Genomic DNA, 16,395 nt, shown 5'->3' with positions numbered 1-16,395 from the left:
AATCCATGACGGCACCGTCTCCCGCACGTATCGGCATTGTGACTGTTTCCGACCGCGCCAGCCGGGGCGAGTACGAAGACCGGGGCGGCCCCGCGATCCACGCGTATCTGGCAGAGGTCCTGACCAGCCCCTGGGAGGCGGTCTCGCGCGTCATTCCGGACGAGCAGGCGACGATTGAGGCCACGCTGATTGAACTTTGCGACCACGCGGGTTGCAGCCTGGTGATCACGACCGGCGGCACCGGCCCGGCCCGGCGCGATGTGACGCCCGAAGCCACGGAAGCGGTCGCGGAAAAGTTAATGCCCGGTTTCGGCGAACTGATGCGGCAAGTCTCGCTGCAGAAAGTGCCGACCGCCATTTTGTCGCGGCAGACGGCGGTCATTCGCGGCCGGACGCTGATCGTCAATCTGCCGGGGCAGCCGAAGGCGATCCGCGAGTGTCTCGACGCAGTCTTCCCGGCGATTCCGTACTGCCTCGACCTGATCGAGGCGGCCTATCTCACGACCGATGAGTCGAAGATCGTGGCGTTCCGGCCGAAGAAGTAGTGCCGGCTGCGCCGGCCGTGTTTGACCATGTCTGGCACAGATCGGCAGGCGGGAGCCCAATCTCGTTCGGCACGGTGCTTGCATAATCTATGGCGGCTGGGGGAAGGCGGCGAGGAGTTCTTCGTCGTCGGCCCAGCCGGTCATGTAGAGACAGACCATTTCATACGCTCGACGCGACAGGTTGCCTCCCGTCGCCAGGGCCAGGAGCAGCCCGGCGAGCAGCGAACAGTAGAGCTGGATCTCCACGCCCCGCGTCTTCGCCGAGAGCAGTTGCTGGCAGCCCAGCACCTGCTTCAGAAACCGGAAGAACAGCTCGATCTGCCACCGGCATTCATAGATTAGCACCACCTGTTCGGCCGGGAGATCCAGCAGCGTCGTGGCCAGGATCAGGCCTTCCCGCCCGGTCTGGTCGCTGCGAAGCCGCCCCTGCCTTGCCGAACTTGGTCGACCGGGCACTGGCTCGACGGTGATCCGCCGCACGACGTGATTGGTTCTTGCGGGACTGGCTCCGCTGCCGCCGCCCAGCGCGATCAGTTCATCCGCCACGACCCCCGCGGCGCGATCGGCTTCGGTGAGCGCGGGGAGTTGAACCGCATGACCGTTCGCGTCGTTGACCGGTCCCTCGACCACGCGACCGTCCCCGCGATTGAGCCGGCAGACGTAGTCGCAGCGGGCTTCGACCAGTTCGTTGAACACCACGGCCGAGCGATAGCCCCGGTCCAGAATATAAAGGTCTCCCGGCGCACCGGCGGGTTGCGGTTCGCGGGCCTGGATCTGCTGGAGCGTGACGGCGCGCTCGGAGTGCGGCCCTTTGGCCGGCTCCTCGGTGAGGGTCGAGGCCACGACCCTCTGGTCGTGAATGCGAAGCTGGGTGTGCAGCCGCCACTGGCCTTGAGAACCGCGTCCCAGCCGGGCGGCGATCTGCGGCAAGGCCGACAGCACGGTCCCGTCGACGGCGACGAGACGTTCGACGATCGGGTTGGGAAGGCGTCCCAGCCGACCGCTGCGGCTCACGCGGAACTGATGCCGGGCGAACTGGCGGCGGAGTTCGTGAACGAGTCCTTCCAGGAGCGAGGGATCGAAGACGGACGAGGCCTCGGAGAAGGCCCCGGCCGAGACCTTTTGCCCGCCGGCGAGCTGTTGGACCTTTTTCAGTCCCGAGGCTGCGACGAGCGCCCGGGCGGACTTGAGAACGGGGTTGAAGAAGCCGATCAGGAGGAGCGCGGCATACTGGCTGTAGAACAGCTGCCGGTTGCGAGCGGTGTCGCGTTCTGTCCCGCAGGGAGCCAATCGTTGCAGCAGCGGAAAGATGCGCCGCAGCAGGACGGTCCCGGCCAAAGGACCAATCAGCTCCCGCCGCTCCTCCTCCGTCAGCCCCTTCTCCGCCATCGCCACTCCCTCCGCAGGGAGAAAGACTACAATCTCAATCGGCCTGCGCAAAAAGCGTGCCGAACGAGATTGGGCGGGAGCCTGCCCTACCAGATTGATCACGGCCGCAAGATGCGTGGATCGATCTGGAATTCGTCGTCCAGTTCGCAGGCGACCCGGGCAAAATCCGGGTGCCGGGGATTCAGCAGAAGATTCCACTCCTGCGGGACGATTGCACTGCGAACCTTCAAAGCCGCGCTCCGCCGCTCCCGCACCCACTGATCTCCGAACTGCTGCAATTCCGTGACTCGGCCCGGCGTCCGCCAGGTTGCAGCTACGTCGGCGGGTTCGCAGACTTCGATCAGGCTGCTGGAAACCTCGACCCGGCAAAGCTGGTATGCGGCCCGCAGATCTGAAGGTCCGATGTGAGCAAGGATTTCCAGCATCGCGAGTGCAACGCTGTCGGACGCATAAACGACCGGCTTTCCGGGAGTGTTCCAGCGCCCGCCGTACAATTCGGCGCCGTCGCCGCTGAACGCGGTCTGACGGTATCGATCCTTCACGATTCGCCAGCCACGAATCGTCGTCACGTATAGACTCCGTGCTCCAGCCGTCCGATGACCAGTCCCACCTCATGGCTTCCCGCCTCGGTGCGGGCCATTTCCAGCGGGCTCACGAAGCCCAGCGCGCGGACCGGCTGTGAAAACCAGCGAGCGGCGGCTTCCCGGTCTCCTTCGAAGAGGACCACGGCCTGTTCGAAGAGCCGGGCCAGTCTGGCGAGGCGATCCGACTCCTGCAGGGCGAGCAGGCCGGCGGACCTGCGCCTGACCAACGTGCGCTGGGGGAGCATCAGGACGGCCAGCACCTGGCTGGCCGCCAGTCCCGATTCCGCCAGAAACTGATCAAACCAGTCGACCGGAAAACCGGCCTGAATCTGCGAAATTTGTCGCGCGGCGTCAGCGCGCAGGAACTCGGGAAGCGAAGCCAGTCGTCCGGTCCGGCCTGGCGACCGCCGGGTTCTGCTCGTGCCGCTCATCGCCATCCCCCAGTGCGACGTTGTGCCACATGGCTCAATTCTAGACGCCATGTGGCGGCAAAGCCAGATCTTTCCGCGCAGGAACGAATTCAGTCCCCCGCCTTCAGCAGCTTCGCCACCTCGACCGCGAAGTACGTCAGCACGCCGTCCGCGCCGGCCCGCTTGAACGCGAGCAGGCTTTCCAGCATGACTTTCTTCCGGTCGATCCAGCCGTTCTGCGCGGCGGCGGCGATCATCGCGTACTCGCCGCTGACCTGGTACGCGAACGTCGGCAGGCCGAAGGCCTCCTTGACCCGATAGACGATGTCGAGGTACGGCAGCCCCGGTTTGACCATCACCATGTCCGCCCCCTCGGCGATATCGAGCGCCACTTCGCGCAGCGACTCGTCGCCGTTCGCCGGATCCATCTGGTAAGTCCGCTTGTCGCCAGTTCCCAGATTGGCGGCCGAGCCGACCGCGTCGCGGAACGGACCGTAGTAGGCCGAGGCGTATTTGGCGGCATAAGAGAGGATCTGCACGTGCGCGAAACCAGCGCCATCCAGAGCCTGGCGAATGGCCCCGATCCGACCGTCCATCATGTCCGACGGGGCGATGACGTCGCACCCGGCCTGCGCCTGGACGATCGCCTGTTGTTGCAGGACCGCCACGGTCTCGTCATTGATGACTTGACCATCCCGCACCAGACCGTCCTGGCCGTGCGTTGTGTAGGGATCGAGCGCGACGTCGCAGATGACCCCGATTTCAACCTTCGCATCACGAACCGCACGCACGGCCCGGCACATCAGGTTGTCCGGGTTCAGAGCCTCATGGCCATCCTCGGATTTTCGGGCCGGATCGGTGACCGGGAAAATCGCGACCGCGGGAATGCCGAGTTCGGCAGCTTCCGCCACGGCGGCCGCAAACAAATCGACCGACAGCCGTTCGACGCCGGGCATCGAGCCGATTGAAGTCCGGACGCCCTGGCCTTCCTGGACGAAGACCGGCCAGATGAGATCGTTAACCGACAACTGATGCTCGCGGACCAGCCGTCGCGACCAGTCCGACTGCCGCAGCCTTCGCAGGCGGGTGGTCGGATACTGCCCCGGATTTGATGGCACGCGAAAGCCGGACATGCGACACCTGTTTCAGACGCGGGAAAACTTCACCAGTCTGGAACGGTATCGCATTGTGCAGTGCGACTCAAACGAAGAAGCCCACGCGGGCCAACGACGTGGGCTTCTCGTCCGACAGCAGACTGTCGACAGGTCTCAGGCGGCGACGCGCTGCGGCATCTGCAGGATGGCGGGTTCAGCTCCGCGGCAGGCGGCGACGAATTCCGTAAAGATCTGCATGTCGAGCGCGCTGGCCGTGTCGTCTTCCGGGTGCCATTGCACTCCGAGGCAGAACCAGTCGTCGCTCGCCGATTCGTAGCACTCGACGACGCCGTCCGGAGAGGCTGCCGACATGCGGAAGCAGGAAGCCAGTTGATTGATGGCCATATGGTGGTCGCTGTTGACCCGAATTTCGCCGGGCCCGTAAATGTCCCAGCAGCGGGTTCCTTCCACGATTTCAATAATGTGGCGGTTCGGCTTGTCGACCGGGTCGCGGTGGTGCAACGCCTTCTGAACATCCTCAGGAATGTGCTGGAAGAGCGAACCGCCGCAGATCACATTCAGCGTCTGCATGCCGGCGCCGATGGCCACGATCGGCAGCCGCATTTCGACGGCCAGCTTGCAGAGCCGCCGGTCAAAATCTTCTCGCCGGGCAGGCATCGGTCGCGTCTGCGGGTGGGGTTCCAGCCCCAGGCGGACCGGATCGAGGTCTTGCGTGCAGCCTGCCAGGACCAGGCCGTCCAGCTCGCTGAGGAGCTGCTTCAGGTCGGCGTCGCTGGCATAGGGAGGCAGCAGGACAGGGAGCCCGCCGGCAGCGGTGACTGAATCAAAGTACCCCGAATTGAACCAGCTCAGCGCCGTTGCGTCGCGGCGGGCGGCCCGAAAATCCCCGTTCATACCAATCAGCGGCTTGTTCTGCATCGAAATCCCTTCCTGAAGACTGTGGCACTTCCGTGTGCGAACTCGAACATCACCGACCGGACTCCTGGAATGGCGCCAGGCACGAACAGCCCCCCTGGCAGAGATTCCCGGCTTGCCGACTTCGTCCTGAAGTCAGCCTCAGATCATCACGCGGGGTACAGCAGAAACCCCGCGGGACGACATCCATGTCGAACTCCTCACCCGCATCCATACAGGCGGCGGGACCGCCCACACCAGCGGTCCCACGTTTCCTTACAATCTCCTTTGCCAGTCTGCTCAGCAGTCGGGCGAAGTGATAAGGTATGCGGACTGTAGGGATCGTTTCACGCGTTGTCCAGCAATTCCCCCATTTTGCGAGGGAGTTCTCTCTGGACCACATCAGCTTGTGGTCGTCACGGACGTCAATCACAAAGACCGGCCGAATCCGCCCGTTCGTTTCCCGCTTCCGAACGTGCTAACCTCTGTCTGACCAACAGACTCCGACGAAATTTCTCCGAGGAATCCCGTCCGCTATGACCGCCCCAGCTTCAATCATCAGGACGATTTCCAGCGAAGACGCGATGCGCCAACTGGGCGAAGGCCTCGCGGCGCATCTTTCGGCAGGACAAGTTCTTGCGCTCTCCGGAGAGCTGGGCGCCGGCAAAACTCGATTGACTCAAGGGCTGGCCTGCGGCCTGGGGATTCCGGTCGACGAAGTGACCAGCCCGACCTTCACGCTGATTCAGGAATATTCCGGTCGGCTGACCGTCCGGCACTGCGATGTCTACCGCCTCCGGCACCCCGGCGAGTTTGCCGATCTCGGTCTCGACGAGCTGTTCGCCCGCGACGGCGTCGCAATCATCGAATGGGCGGATCGCGTGGCGGACGAACTTCCGCGCGACCGGCTCGACATCCGCATCGAAGTCACGGGTGAACTCGAACGACAAGTGGTGCTGACGGCTCGTGGCAAAGCGTCGCAACGACTGCTCGACGCGGCCTTCCCCCCAGAGCGGCTGACGGACTAAGCGTCCGGCTCATCGGGCTCGAAATTCAGCACGCGCACCCGCTCCGCCGCGCTGAAAGTCGCTTCGGTCAGCCGCGGCACCCAGACTCCGGTGCAGCCCAGGAGTTGCAGGGCGCCGCAGGCCATCATCACGACAATCCAGGTCGTCAGGAGCGCGATCCGCTCCACGACGGGGAGCAGCAGCGACTTCGCTGTGACCGGAGCAATCAGCGTGGAGATCCACGCCGCAAACACGGCGATCAGCAGCAGACCCACCATGCCGCTCTGCGGGACGAGAATTCGACGCAACCGCATCCAGTCGACGGCGAACAACCAGAATGCCGCCCACGCCCCGAGCGGGACCCATGGCCGGATCAGCAGCAGAAACGCCGCCGCCAGGTCTCCGCCAGCGGCCAGAAACGTCGACAGACTCTCAACCACCCCCGACATGGGCTCATCCGATACTGAGGAAAAAGATTGCGATCTCTCCGTCCGAACACATCCTGCCGAGGGGTGTTCACCAGCGGCAGTGCTACCAGAAACGGGGCCTGCGAGCCAGTTCGGGCCGCAGAGATTGTCCTGCTCGCGCGCTTCCAGAATCGGGTGCCGACGTTCACGGGAATCCGCAATCGCCGCGGCCGATGGTTGGTGAGGGATCGGCAGCCCGTTATGATGTCTTCACACGCTGGGACTTTCCGCGAGCCGAGACCGCGCCCAGACACTCTTTGGCGGATGCCCGAATGGCTGACCTGTTTCACGAGTGCGGAGTTGCCGCGGTCTACCACTTGCCGGGCAAGCCGCCCAGCCGGTTGCTGCCGGCGAACAAGGGGCCGGACCAGGCGTCGCGACTGATTCCCAGACTGCTGCTGGAGATTCAGAACCGGGGGCAGCTCGCCGCGGGGATGACCTCCTACAATCCCGTCCGCAATCAGCTCATCGACACCCACAAGGATGTCGGTTCCGTGACCGAGGTGTTTCACCTCAATCGGCAGGCCGAATACGAAAAGCTGATGTCCGACTATTCGGGCCATGCGGCGATCGGTCACGTCCGCTATGCGACCTGCGGCAAAGACGACCGCAGCTACGCTCAGCCGTTCGAGCGGCATCACATCGAAAAGTCCAAGTGGTTCGGCTTTGCCTTCAACGGGCAGCTCGCCAATTACATGGAACTGCGGGAGGAGATTCTCTCGAAGAATAATTTCCATCTGGCTCGCGAGACCGACACTGAAATCCTGATGCACCTGATCTGCCAGCAGCTTTCCGGCACCCGCACGCCGACGCTGCTGGAACTGCTCGCCGGGCTCAGCGATCGACTGGACGGCGCCTACAACGTCGTGTTTCTGGACGCCCTGGGGCGGATGCTCGTCGCCCGCGATCCGCTCGGTATCCGACCGCTCTGTTTCGCAACCGACGGCTCGCTGTTTGTCGCGGCGAGCGAGAGCGTGGCCCTGGCCAACATCGGATTCCGCGACTCAGACATTCACAGCCTGCCGCCCGGTCACGCAATCCTGATCGAAGACGGCGAAGTACAGATCCGCCAGTTTGCGGAGTCGCCGCGACACGCCCACTGCTTCTTCGAATGGATTTACTTCGCCAACGTCGCCAGTTCCCTCGACGACCGCAGCGTTTACATGACCCGCAAACGGCTGGGCGAAGAGCTGGCGGCGCAGGAGCTGATCACAATCGACAAGTCGGACACGGTGGTCGTCCCGGTTCCGGATACCGCCAAAGCCGCGGCGGATGCGATGGCCTTTGCGCTGGGCATTCCGTCCGTCGAAGGTCTGATCCGCAACCGGTATCTCGGACGGACGTTTATCGAAGGGGCCAACCGGGCCGACAAAGTGCGGATGAAGTTCACGCCCCTGCCGGAGGTGATGGAGGGGAAACGCGTGATTCTGGTGGAGGACAGCATCGTCCGTTCGACCACGCTCAAGAGCCTGGTTTCGCAGGTCCGCGAACGCGGTCGGGCGAAGGAGATCCACGTCCGCGTGGCCTGCCCGCCGATCATTTCGCCCTGCTTCTACGGCATCGACATGTCGACGGTCGAAGAGCTGTTCGCTCCGAAATTCCTGGAGAACGGCGAGCTGACGCTGGAGTCCGAAGCTCAGATGGCCCGCGCCCTTGGTGCGGACTCGCTCCGCTATCTGCGCCGTGATTCCATTCCTCGCAGCATCGGCATGGCGGGGGAATCGCTCTGCCAGGCCTGCATCGACGGACACTACCCTACCGCGTGCGGCCGCCGGCTCTATCAGCTTGCCGTTGACGATGTGGCCGGCACCGTCGGCGACTCGCCGAACGGCAGGATTTTCGACCGCAATGCCCTGGGCGTGCGGACCTGAACCGTTCCGAGAAGTCTGCGCAAGTCTGTCATTTCGCCCCCCGAGGAGTCGTCGGGCATGTTGACCGAGCACGAGATCGAGATCCGCGTCCGTTACTGCGAAACCGACGCGATGGGTTTTCTGCACCACGGCAACCACGTCAACTTCTACGAGATGGGACGGACCGAACTTCTGCGGGCTCAAGGGGGAAACTACCGCGAGATCGAGGAGTCCGGGCTGTTTCTGGTCGTCGTGAAGCTCGTCTGCAACTACCACTCTCCGGCCCGATACGACGACCTCCTCCGCGTAGTCACGCGCGTTGAGAAGGTTTCCGCCGCCAAGATCGAGCATTCGTACCGCATGTTCCGCGGCGACACCCTGATCGCCTCCGCCACCAGCATCCTGGCCTGCGTCGATCGCGAAGGGCGCGTCCAGCGGATTCCCGAATCGCTCGGCGATCGGACTCCTTGATCCGGGGGGGGATTCCGATTTCCGCTTCTCCAGGCGGCAACTCCCTTTGGTCTGCGCCCGCGGCTACAATGCCGGGCACGCTTTTCCCGTCTCTTCAACGATCACCTGAGAGGATTCCTGAATGTCCGGTCTCGATCGTCGTCGTTTCCTCCAGACGGCCGCACTGGCTGCCGCCGCTGCCGTTGTTCCCGCCGGGCGCCTGTTCGCCCAGCAGAAGCCGCCGCTCTACCAGATTTCGCTCGCTCAGTGGTCGCTGCACCGGACCTTCTTTGACAAGAAGGCCGACCCGATGGACTTCGCGAAGATCACGAAGGAGCAGTTTGGCATTGATGCGGTCGAGTACGTGAACCAGTTCTACAAGGACAAGAAGCACGACGACGCGACGCTGAAGGAGCTGAAGCAGCGGGCCGACGACGCCGGCGTCAAGAGTCTGCTGATCATGTGCGACGGCGAAGGCCAGCTCGGCGACGCCGACGAGAAGAAGCGGTACCAGGCCGTGGAAAACCACTACCGCTGGGTCGAGTGGGCCAAGTACCTCGGCTGCCATTCGATCCGCGTGAACGCGGCCAGCAGCGGGTCCTACTACGAGCAGATTCAGCGGGCGGCCGACGGATTGCGGAAGCTGGCCGAGTTCGGCGCGACCCACGGCATTGGCGTGATCGTCGAGAACCACGGCGGCCTTTCGTCCAACGGCTCGTGGCTCGCCTCGGTGATGCGCACGGTCGACAACCCGAATTGCGGAACGCTGCCCGACTTCGGCAACTTCCGCGTGGCGGGACCCAAGATTCAGTACGACCGATACCAGGGAGTCGCCGATCTGATGCCGTTCGCCAAGGGGGTCAGCGCCAAGTCGCACGACTTCGACGATCAGGGGAATGAAACGAGCACCGACTACCGCAAGATAATGGAGATCGTCCTCTCGTTCGGTTACCGCGGCTATGTCGGCATCGAGTACGAGGGAAGCACGCTCCCCGAAGCGGAAGGGATCCAGCTCACGAAAAAACTGCTGGAAACCGTCCGCACCGAATTGTCCTGAGGTCTCTCCTCACTCGCCACCAACCACTCATCACCAGCCACTCTCTTCAGGAATTTCTCCGTGATGCAACGTTTCTTCCTGACCGCCGCCATCCTGTGTCTCGCGACGGCGAGCCGGGCTGCTGATCCCGACACTTCGGCCCTGCCACTCCAAGTCGTTCCTGCATTTCCCAGCCTGGAGTTCACCGGCTGGGAGTTCGAGCAGAACGGCAAGATCGCCCCGATCCGCCCGATCCTGCTCACGCATGCGGGCGACGGTTCGAACCGGTTGTTCGTCCCGACCGAACAGGGGACGATTCACGTCTTCGACAATTCTCCCTCCGCAAAGTCCACCCGGATCTTCATGGATCTCTCTTCCAAGGTGTCCTATAAGGACAACGAGAACGAAGAGGGCTTTCTGGGAATGGCCTTCCACCCCAAATTCAAGGAGAACGGCTACTTCTTCGTGTACTACACGACAAAGGACGCTCCGCATACGTCGGTAATCTCGCGGTTCACGGCGAATGCCGACCGGACGCAGGCCGATCCGAAGTCGGAAGTCGAGATCATGCGGATTCCGCAGCCGTTCTGGAATCACAACGGCGGGACGCTCTGCTTCGGACCGGACGGCTACCTCTACATCGGCCTGGGCGATGGCGGCGCCGGCAACGATCCGTTGAACAACGGGCAGAACCTGCAGACCTGGCTCGGTTCGATCCTGCGGATCGACATCGACAAAAAGGACGGCAGCAAGAACTACGCCATTCCCGCAGATAACCCGTTTATCGGCCGCGTGGCGAACAAGGCGTTGATCGCCCTGCCGGAGATCTGGGCTTACGGGCTCCGCAACGTCTGGCGGATGTCATTCGACCGCGAGACGGGCGACTTCTGGGTGGCCGACGTCGGTCAGAATCTCTGGGAAGAGATTAACATCGTCACAAAGGCCGGGAACTACGGCTGGAATCTCCGCGAGGGACTCCACCCATTCGCTCCGAACGGCGAAGGGGAGCATCCGACGCTTATCGACCCGATCTGGGAATACCACCACGATATCGGCAAGTCGATCACCGGCGGCCACGTCTACCGCGGCAAGGCTCTGCCCGAGCTGACCGGCCACTACCTGTACGCCGACTATGTCTCGGGACTGATCTGGGCGCTCAAGTACGATAAGGCCGCGAAGAATGTCGTGGCCAACCGGACGATTCCCATCACCGAAAAGCTGCCGATCGTCAGCTTCGGCGAGGACGAAGCGGGGGAAGTTTACTTCACTGCGGTCAGTCCGAAGGGGAACGGGATCTACAAGTTCCAGAAGGCGAAGAAGTAGATTGCGGTCGGCCGGCTGATCCTCCGGCTCGATAATTTCCGCCAACGAGCGGCCCGGTCGAAGCGCATTTCGGCCGGGCCGCTGTTCGTTTCGGCCAAATCTGCCGCACTTGCGGTTTCTGCCGAAAAACTGCACCCTCGCTGTGAGACGCTGCCGGCGTTCCGTCTTGTGAGGAACCGCCCGCCGGACTATCAACCCCGCATCCCTGTTTCTCCCATGACATTTCGTGAAACATTGGTCGGCCTGCCGATCGGCAGGACGGGTCGCGCCAGTCTGGTCGGCCTGGCCCTGTTCCTGGCGGGCGGTTTTGCGGCGGCTGCCTGGCTGCAGCCGGATCCTCGCGGATACGGCACGCATCGCCAGTTCGGTCTCCCGGGCTGCTCGGCTCAGGTTCTGTTCGGCATCCGCTGTCCCGGCTGCGGGATGACCACCTGTTTCTCGAATTTCGTGCGGGGCGACTGGGCTGCCGCCGCCCGCGCCAATCCTGCCGGATTGCTGCTGGCGACGGCCTGTGCCGGATTGATTCCGTGGGCGCTGGGAAGTGCGTGGTTCTGTCGGCTGCTGTGGGTTTCGGACCCGCTGCCGGTGACCGCCAGCTTTCTCGGTCTCTTCGGAATCGCGTCGCTGATCGTCTGGTGGATGCGGTTGTAGCTCCTTGCTGCAGTCCGGCGTCCGCCGCGCTGCAAAGGAGTGCGTCGGATGCCGCCCGAAGACCTGTCACTACGGATGGGACGCCGCCGATTCGTGGCTGCGGCCTCGGCTGCTCTGTCGAGCCTGATCCTGCTCCCCGGCTGTTCATTCGGGGTCATGTTCAACCGGATGATCCTCGGCGACCCGAAAGTGCCTGCCGAGTTTCGTAACATGACCAAGATCGACCTGACCAAAGGCGAACACACGGTCATGGTCATCTGTTCGACGCCGGCCGCGGTCGACGACGACTTGTCCACTCTCAAACTCGACCTGATCGACGGCATCACCCGACGCATGAAGCTCAACGGTGTGGAGGTCATCGACCCCGACCACGTTGCGACCTGGCTGGACGACCACGGCGGATTTCGCGACCCCTCCGAGCTCGCCGAAGACTTCGACGTCCATTTCATCGCCTGGATCGACGTCCAACAGTTTTCATTTCGCGAGGACAACAGCCCGAAACTTCTCCGCGGGCGGTGCGCCGGTTTCGTCCGGGTCTACCGCGTCGATCCTTCCGGCGACAACGGCTTCAAATTCACATCCAACGTCTACGAGTCCGAGTTCAGCTCGACGTATCCGCGGCTGCAGCCCCTTTCGGAAACGGGCCGATCGGGCGTCCTGTTCCGGAAAGAGTACGTGGGGCGCGTCTGCGACCACCTTGCCGAGAAATTCTACGATCATCGTCCGGGCGGCGACTTCTGAGCGGCCATGCCATCCGCTGCGTCAATTCCGCACGAACGCTCGACGAGAGGACCATTCGACATGCTGACCGCCAAGCAGACCCCCGTGAAGGCCCGCGGCCTCTGGATGCTCGTATTCGCCGCCGGGGCCTGCCTGGCGAACTGCGGCTGCAGTTATCTCCTGTTCGCGGGCCTGCTGCTCGGCGGGCCGCCGACGATCGAGCCGGCGTTCGAAAAGGAGACGAAGGAGTCCTTGACCGACAAGGGAGTCACGGTCGCCGTCGTCTGCTTCGCCCCGGACGAAGTCCGCTACAGCTTCGAGGACGTCGACCGGGAGCTTGCCAAGCACGTGGCGTTCCGGCTGCACCAGCACAAGATCAAGGTGATCGCCCCCGACCGCGTCAAGCAATGGCTCGACGAGAACCGCGACTGGGACTACCCGGAAGAGATCGGCGCCGCCTTCAAATGCACCCACGTCGTCTACATCGATCTCAACAAATTCACGCTGTTCGAAGAAGGAAGCACGACTCTCTATCGCGGCGCCGCCGAGGCGATCGTCAGCGTGATCAAGATGGACGACGACGGCGAAGGGGAAAAGATCTTCTCGCTCGAGTCGATCTCCAAGTTCCCGAAGCTGCGTCCCAAAGCCGCCGCAGAGCAGTCCTACAACAGCTTCAAAGTCGAGTACCTGAGCCGCCTCAGCGACGAGATCGGCCGGATGTTCTACGAGTACTACATCGCCGACGAAATGATGGATCAGGGCTAGGCGAGCAGGCGAAGAGCCTGTTCGAAAATCCGAAATCCGAAACTCGAAATCCGAAGCAACCCCAGGAATTCCAGGCCGCCTGAGTGTCGCGGATGCGGGCCACCGCCGATCGCGAGCGTCTCCGAACGATTTCGGTTTTCGTGCATCGAGTTTCGGGCATTCCTCAAAGCTGATGCCTGGCCTTGATATCCAGGTACCGGCTGATCAGCCGCGATGAAAGTTGCTCCGGCTGCGTGTTGACGACCAGCAGCCCGCTCTGCTGCAGCCGGGCGATCTGCGCCTGCTGGGCCGCAATCATCTCGGTCGCGGCCGCGACCTGGAATGCTTCGAGGTCGGTTTCCGGAACCATTTCCGCTCTTTCCCGCAACGGCACGTTCTCCAGGAAAGCTCCCAGGACCAGGTGCGGCGAACGCAATCTCCGCAGTTGCCCCGCGATCGTTTCGAAGTGCAATTCATCGAGCGCATGAGTCAGGACGATCACCAGCGACCGCTTGCGATACCGCCGGCGCAGCTCTTCCGTCAGCAGTTCGTAATCCGTCGCTTCATAGGTCGCCCGCAGGTCGTAAACCTGCCGGATCAGCGACTCGATGGCTCCCATCCCCCGCAATGGCCGGACCCAGCGCTGAATCTGATTCGCCCCGGCCAGGAGGCCGACGGTATCCCCCTGCCGCAGCGCCACATACGACAGCAGAATTGCCGCGTTCAGCGCCCGGTCGAAGTGCGTGACGCCGTCCTGGGAGTTGCACATCGACCGGCCGGAATCCAGAACCAGCAGCAGATTCTGATTGCGCTCGACGACGTACTCCCGGCTGATCAGACTCTGATGCCGGGCCGTCGCCTTCCAGTCGATGCCCCGATATTCGTCCTCGCGGCGATATTCCCGCAGCCGGTCAAACTCCGAGCCGCGTCCGCGGAGACGCGACAGCCGGACGCCGGCTTCCGCCAGCCGGTTCTGCCGGGCCAGCAGTTCAACCTGCCGCACCGCCTGAATATCCGGGTAGATCCGGACGGCTTTCGGAATCTCTCGCACGTCCGACAGCAGCCACAGTCCCCAGCGGCTGACGGCCCGCAGGTGCAGCGGGCCGAAGGCGTTGTCGCCCCGATGAAACGGCTCGATCCAGTAGGTCCGTGCGGCTCTGACTCCCGGCGGCAACTCGACGACAAACGGCAGCTCGAACATCGCGCAAGGCTGCGGCGGTTCGTCGTGGAGCACAAGCATCAGCGGACGTCTGGCGCGGCTCCGCAGCCAGACGGTGACTGGATTGCGGGCGCCGACGCTGAGAACATCCCGCACCTCGCGAGCGACTTCCACCTGGGCCAGCGGCGGAGTCAGCAACAGGTCCAGCAGGGCCGCGACGGCGAGTCCGACCGTCAGGACCACTCCCAGCAGCCCCAGCGCCGGCAGCCAGACGCTCCCCAGGAGCGGCACGCCGCAGACCGCCGTCAGGCCCAGCAGCCGCAGGCGGGGCGTCATGGCTGGGGAGCCTCGACGCTGTCGAGCACCTCGCGAATGACTTCATCGACCGCAGTCCCCTCGATCTCGGCCTCCGGTTTCAGTCGCAATCGATGTCGCAGGACCCACGGCGCAAGCTGTTTGACATCGTCGGGCACCACGAAGTTCCGGCCATAACATGCCGCCAGGGCTCGCGCCCCCAGCAGCAGATTCACGCTGGCCCGCGGACTGGCCCCGACCTCCACCGAATGCCAGTTCCGCGTCTGAATCACGATGTCGGTGATGTACTTGAGAATGGATTCTTCCGCGATGACTTCGCGGATCTTCTGCTGAATCTGGACCACCTGCTCGCCGGTCAATACCGACTGCACGTCGAACTGATCGAGCTGCCGGTTATCTTTACCCGCCGCGTACTGGCGGAGAATCTCCAGTTCCTGAGTCGGCGCCGGATAGTCCACGATCAGCTTGAACATGAACCGGTCGAGCTGCGCTTCGGGAAGCGGATAGGTCCCTTCCTGCTCCAGCGGGTTCTGGGTGGCGATCGTGATAAACGGACGCGTCAGCCGGAAGGTTTCCCCGTCGACGGTCACCTGCCGCTCCTGCATCGCTTCCAGCAGCGCGGACTGAGTCTTCGCAGGAGCGCGGTTGACTTCGTCGGCGAGCAGCAGATTGGTAAACAGCGGCCCCGGGCTGAATGTAAACTTTCGCTCGTTCATGTCGTAGACCGAGTGCCCGGTAATGTCCGACGGCATCAGGTCCGGCGTGAACTGAATCCGCTTGAACTTGCAGGAGAGCACTCGACTGAGCGTCGTCACCAGCAGGGTTTTTCCCAGACCGGGGACGCCTTCGATCAGGACGTTTCCTTCGCTCAGCAGCGCAACCAGCGTCCCCTCGACCAGCTCCTGCTGCCCCACCAGAACCTTGCCGATCTCGGTGAGGCAACGCTCAAAGGCCGCGGCGATGTCCGGAAACTCCATGAGCCTCAGCACCTCTCTCGCACGGGGAGGCGCAGACGGCGGTGACCGCCACGCCGAAATGTCCGGACCATGATGGCGAGGTCGCGCCCGGCGGCCCCCTCTCGATGATCGAAGCGGACGCCACTATGACGGTGCGTTCAGGCCGCCTGCAAGCGATCCGGCACGAAAGACGGAGAGCCGGCAGAATTCCTCTGCCGGCTCTCTGAAAACTCTGTCAAAACTTCGGCGGCGCAAAATGTTACGGCCGGGCCGAAGTCGACGGAATATCGCCGTTAGTTCTCGGCCGGAGCAGCAGCCCCGGCGGCGGCCAGCTTATTGCAGGCCTTCGTCAGCCGGGACTTGTCACGGGCGGCCTTGTTCTTATGGATCAGCCCCTTGTCAGCCGCGCGATCAATCCGCTTGATGGCCGCCTGAAGCGCGTCCTTCGACTGGACGGTGTCGCCCGCACCCACGGCGACGCGAACCTTCTTCACGATCGTCCGCAATGCGGAACGCTCGGAGCGGTTCCTCAAACGACGGACTTCCTTCTTCCGCAGAGAACGCTTTGCACTTTCGGTGTTCGGCATGTCTACCAGACCAACTTCAAGCGGGACAACAACTTACACAAGCTCTCGCCCCTGCGGGGCGGGCGAAACGATTTCTCCGAAGCGGGGAAGTATACCCCCGCTGCGACGAAACTGCCAGTCAGAATTTCACACGATTTACGTCGACGACCGAGACGGACAAACTCGACATTATCTATTGGGATATGAGGAGTTA

18 protein-coding genes are annotated in these 16,395 nt (G+C 63.2%); 9 read left to right on the top strand and 9 right to left on the bottom strand.

Going from position 1 to position 16,395, the window contains the following annotated elements; genetic code table 11:
* Positions 1–5: 5 nt before the first annotated feature.
* Complete coding sequence (gene mog, locus SH412_RS06500) at positions 6–545, top strand: molybdopterin adenylyltransferase (RefSeq protein ID WP_336522701.1); 540 nt, start codon at positions 6–8, stop codon at positions 543–545.
* A gap of 87 nt (positions 546–632) precedes the next feature.
* Here mog and SH412_RS06495 read toward each other — a convergent pair whose 3' ends face one another.
* The 5 genes from SH412_RS06495 to SH412_RS06475 form a co-directional block, all read right to left on the bottom strand.
* Positions 633–1,934 (bottom strand): IS4 family transposase, encoded by a 1,302-nt coding sequence (locus SH412_RS06495; protein ID WP_419555790.1) that lies wholly within the window; start codon positions 1,932–1,934, stop codon positions 633–635.
* Between the two features lie 98 nt (positions 1,935–2,032).
* On the bottom strand, positions 2,033–2,503 hold the full coding sequence (locus tag SH412_RS06490) for an RES family NAD+ phosphorylase (protein ID WP_336522700.1): 471 nt from the start codon (positions 2,501–2,503) through the stop codon (positions 2,033–2,035).
* Positions 2,500–2,949: a type II RES/Xre toxin-antitoxin system antitoxin gene (gene parS, locus SH412_RS06485; RefSeq protein ID WP_336522699.1), complete on the bottom strand. Its 450-nt coding sequence runs from the start codon at positions 2,947–2,949 to the stop codon at positions 2,500–2,502. Before parS ends, SH412_RS06490 begins: the two co-directional genes overlap by 4 nt.
* A gap of 89 nt (positions 2,950–3,038) precedes the next feature.
* The gene (gene hemB, locus SH412_RS06480; RefSeq protein WP_336522698.1) at positions 3,039–4,061 is read right to left on the bottom strand and encodes a porphobilinogen synthase; all 1,023 of its coding nucleotides are present in this window, start codon (positions 4,059–4,061) and stop codon (positions 3,039–3,041) included.
* Positions 4,062–4,196: 135 nt separating this feature from the next.
* Complete coding sequence (locus SH412_RS06475) at positions 4,197–4,961, bottom strand: gamma-glutamyl-gamma-aminobutyrate hydrolase family protein (protein ID WP_336522697.1); 765 nt, start codon at positions 4,959–4,961, stop codon at positions 4,197–4,199.
* 512 nt (positions 4,962–5,473) lie between these two features.
* Here SH412_RS06475 and tsaE point away from each other — a divergent pair.
* Positions 5,474–5,965 (top strand): tRNA (adenosine(37)-N6)-threonylcarbamoyltransferase complex ATPase subunit type 1 TsaE, encoded by a 492-nt coding sequence (tsaE, locus tag SH412_RS06470; protein ID WP_336522696.1) that lies wholly within the window; start codon positions 5,474–5,476, stop codon positions 5,963–5,965.
* On the opposite strand, the gene SH412_RS06465 is transcribed toward tsaE, so the two are convergent.
* The gene (locus SH412_RS06465; protein WP_336522695.1) at positions 5,962–6,393 is read right to left on the bottom strand and encodes a hypothetical protein; all 432 of its coding nucleotides are present in this window, start codon (positions 6,391–6,393) and stop codon (positions 5,962–5,964) included. The genes tsaE and SH412_RS06465 overlap by 4 nt on opposite strands.
* 290 nt (positions 6,394–6,683) lie before the next feature.
* Between SH412_RS06465 and SH412_RS06460 the strand changes: the two genes are divergently transcribed.
* The 7 genes from SH412_RS06460 (at position 6,684) to SH412_RS06430 (ending at position 13,206) form a co-directional block, all read left to right on the top strand.
* Entirely contained in the window at positions 6,684–8,282 is a 1,599-nt protein-coding gene (locus tag SH412_RS06460) for an amidophosphoribosyltransferase (RefSeq protein ID WP_336522694.1), read from the top strand.
* Between the two features lie 57 nt (positions 8,283–8,339).
* A complete protein-coding gene (locus tag SH412_RS06455; RefSeq protein WP_336522693.1) occupies positions 8,340–8,732 on the top strand; it encodes an acyl-CoA thioesterase in 393 nt (130 codons plus the stop codon).
* Positions 8,733–8,853: 121 nt separating this feature from the next.
* The gene (locus SH412_RS06450; RefSeq protein ID WP_336522692.1) at positions 8,854–9,768 is read left to right on the top strand and encodes a sugar phosphate isomerase/epimerase family protein; all 915 of its coding nucleotides are present in this window, start codon (positions 8,854–8,856) and stop codon (positions 9,766–9,768) included.
* 63 nt (positions 9,769–9,831) lie between these two features.
* Positions 9,832–11,070, top strand: coding sequence for a PQQ-dependent sugar dehydrogenase (locus SH412_RS06445; RefSeq protein ID WP_336522691.1), 1,239 nt, complete (start codon positions 9,832–9,834; stop codon positions 11,068–11,070).
* A 216-nt stretch (positions 11,071–11,286) separates the two neighbouring features.
* The gene (locus tag SH412_RS06440; RefSeq protein ID WP_336522690.1) at positions 11,287–11,721 is read left to right on the top strand and encodes a DUF2752 domain-containing protein; all 435 of its coding nucleotides are present in this window, start codon (positions 11,287–11,289) and stop codon (positions 11,719–11,721) included.
* A gap of 48 nt (positions 11,722–11,769) precedes the next feature.
* On the top strand, positions 11,770–12,462 hold the full coding sequence (locus SH412_RS06435) for a hypothetical protein (RefSeq protein WP_336522689.1): 693 nt from the start codon (positions 11,770–11,772) through the stop codon (positions 12,460–12,462).
* 60 nt (positions 12,463–12,522) lie between these two features.
* Complete coding sequence (locus SH412_RS06430; RefSeq protein ID WP_336522688.1) at positions 12,523–13,206, top strand: hypothetical protein; 684 nt, start codon at positions 12,523–12,525, stop codon at positions 13,204–13,206.
* Between the two features lie 163 nt (positions 13,207–13,369).
* Here the strand turns inward: SH412_RS06430 and SH412_RS06425 are convergent, their stop codons facing one another.
* The 3 genes from SH412_RS06425 to rpsT all read right to left on the bottom strand — a co-directional run bounded on the left by SH412_RS06425 (position 13,370) and on the right by rpsT (position 16,202).
* A complete protein-coding gene (locus tag SH412_RS06425; RefSeq protein WP_336522687.1) occupies positions 13,370–14,680 on the bottom strand; it encodes a DUF58 domain-containing protein in 1,311 nt (436 codons plus the stop codon).
* The gene (locus SH412_RS06420; RefSeq protein ID WP_336522686.1) at positions 14,677–15,636 is read right to left on the bottom strand and encodes an AAA family ATPase; all 960 of its coding nucleotides are present in this window, start codon (positions 15,634–15,636) and stop codon (positions 14,677–14,679) included. The genes SH412_RS06425 and SH412_RS06420 overlap by 4 nt, the downstream gene beginning before the upstream one ends.
* Before the next feature lie 272 nt (positions 15,637–15,908).
* Entirely contained in the window at positions 15,909–16,202 is a 294-nt protein-coding gene (rpsT, locus tag SH412_RS06415) for a 30S ribosomal protein S20 (protein ID WP_336522685.1), read from the bottom strand.
* Between the last annotated feature and the right edge of the window lie 193 nt (positions 16,203–16,395).

Origin of the sequence: Planctellipticum variicoloris (genome assembly GCF_030622045.1) — a bacterium.
In the GTDB taxonomy this organism is placed as follows: Bacteria; Planctomycetota; Planctomycetia; order Planctomycetales; family Planctomycetaceae; genus Planctellipticum; species Planctellipticum variicoloris.
The sequence above is the reverse complement of the archived record's forward strand: the minus strand, read 5'-3'. Positions and strand labels throughout refer to the sequence as shown.

Bases quoted from the DNA above. Each gene is read 5' to 3' on its own strand.
- mog (WP_336522701.1), top strand. From the start codon at position 6: ATGACGGCACCGTCTCCCGCACGTATCGGCATTGTGACTGTTTCCGAC.
- SH412_RS06495 (WP_419555790.1), bottom strand. From the start codon at position 1,934: ATGGCGGAGAAGGGGCTGACGGAGGAGGAGCGGCGGGAGCTGATTGGT.
- parS (WP_336522699.1), bottom strand. From the start codon at position 2,949: ATGAGCGGCACGAGCAGAACCCGGCGGTCGCCAGGCCGGACCGGACGA.
- hemB (WP_336522698.1), bottom strand. From the start codon at position 4,061: ATGTCCGGCTTTCGCGTGCCATCAAATCCGGGGCAGTATCCGACCACC.
- SH412_RS06475 (WP_336522697.1), bottom strand. From the start codon at position 4,961: ATGCAGAACAAGCCGCTGATTGGTATGAACGGGGATTTTCGGGCCGCC.
- tsaE (WP_336522696.1), top strand. From the start codon at position 5,474: ATGACCGCCCCAGCTTCAATCATCAGGACGATTTCCAGCGAAGACGCG.
- SH412_RS06465 (WP_336522695.1), bottom strand. From the start codon at position 6,393: ATGTCGGGGGTGGTTGAGAGTCTGTCGACGTTTCTGGCCGCTGGCGGA.
- SH412_RS06460 (WP_336522694.1), top strand. From the start codon at position 6,684: ATGGCTGACCTGTTTCACGAGTGCGGAGTTGCCGCGGTCTACCACTTG.
- SH412_RS06455 (WP_336522693.1), top strand. From the start codon at position 8,340: ATGTTGACCGAGCACGAGATCGAGATCCGCGTCCGTTACTGCGAAACC.
- SH412_RS06450 (WP_336522692.1), top strand. From the start codon at position 8,854: ATGTCCGGTCTCGATCGTCGTCGTTTCCTCCAGACGGCCGCACTGGCT.
- SH412_RS06445 (WP_336522691.1), top strand. From the start codon at position 9,832: ATGCAACGTTTCTTCCTGACCGCCGCCATCCTGTGTCTCGCGACGGCG.
- SH412_RS06440 (WP_336522690.1), top strand. From the start codon at position 11,287: ATGACATTTCGTGAAACATTGGTCGGCCTGCCGATCGGCAGGACGGGT.
- SH412_RS06435 (WP_336522689.1), top strand. From the start codon at position 11,770: ATGCCGCCCGAAGACCTGTCACTACGGATGGGACGCCGCCGATTCGTG.
- SH412_RS06430 (WP_336522688.1), top strand. From the start codon at position 12,523: ATGCTGACCGCCAAGCAGACCCCCGTGAAGGCCCGCGGCCTCTGGATG.
- SH412_RS06425 (WP_336522687.1), bottom strand. From the start codon at position 14,680: ATGACGCCCCGCCTGCGGCTGCTGGGCCTGACGGCGGTCTGCGGCGTG.
- SH412_RS06420 (WP_336522686.1), bottom strand. From the start codon at position 15,636: ATGGAGTTTCCGGACATCGCCGCGGCCTTTGAGCGTTGCCTCACCGAG.
- rpsT (WP_336522685.1), bottom strand. From the start codon at position 16,202: ATGCCGAACACCGAAAGTGCAAAGCGTTCTCTGCGGAAGAAGGAAGTC.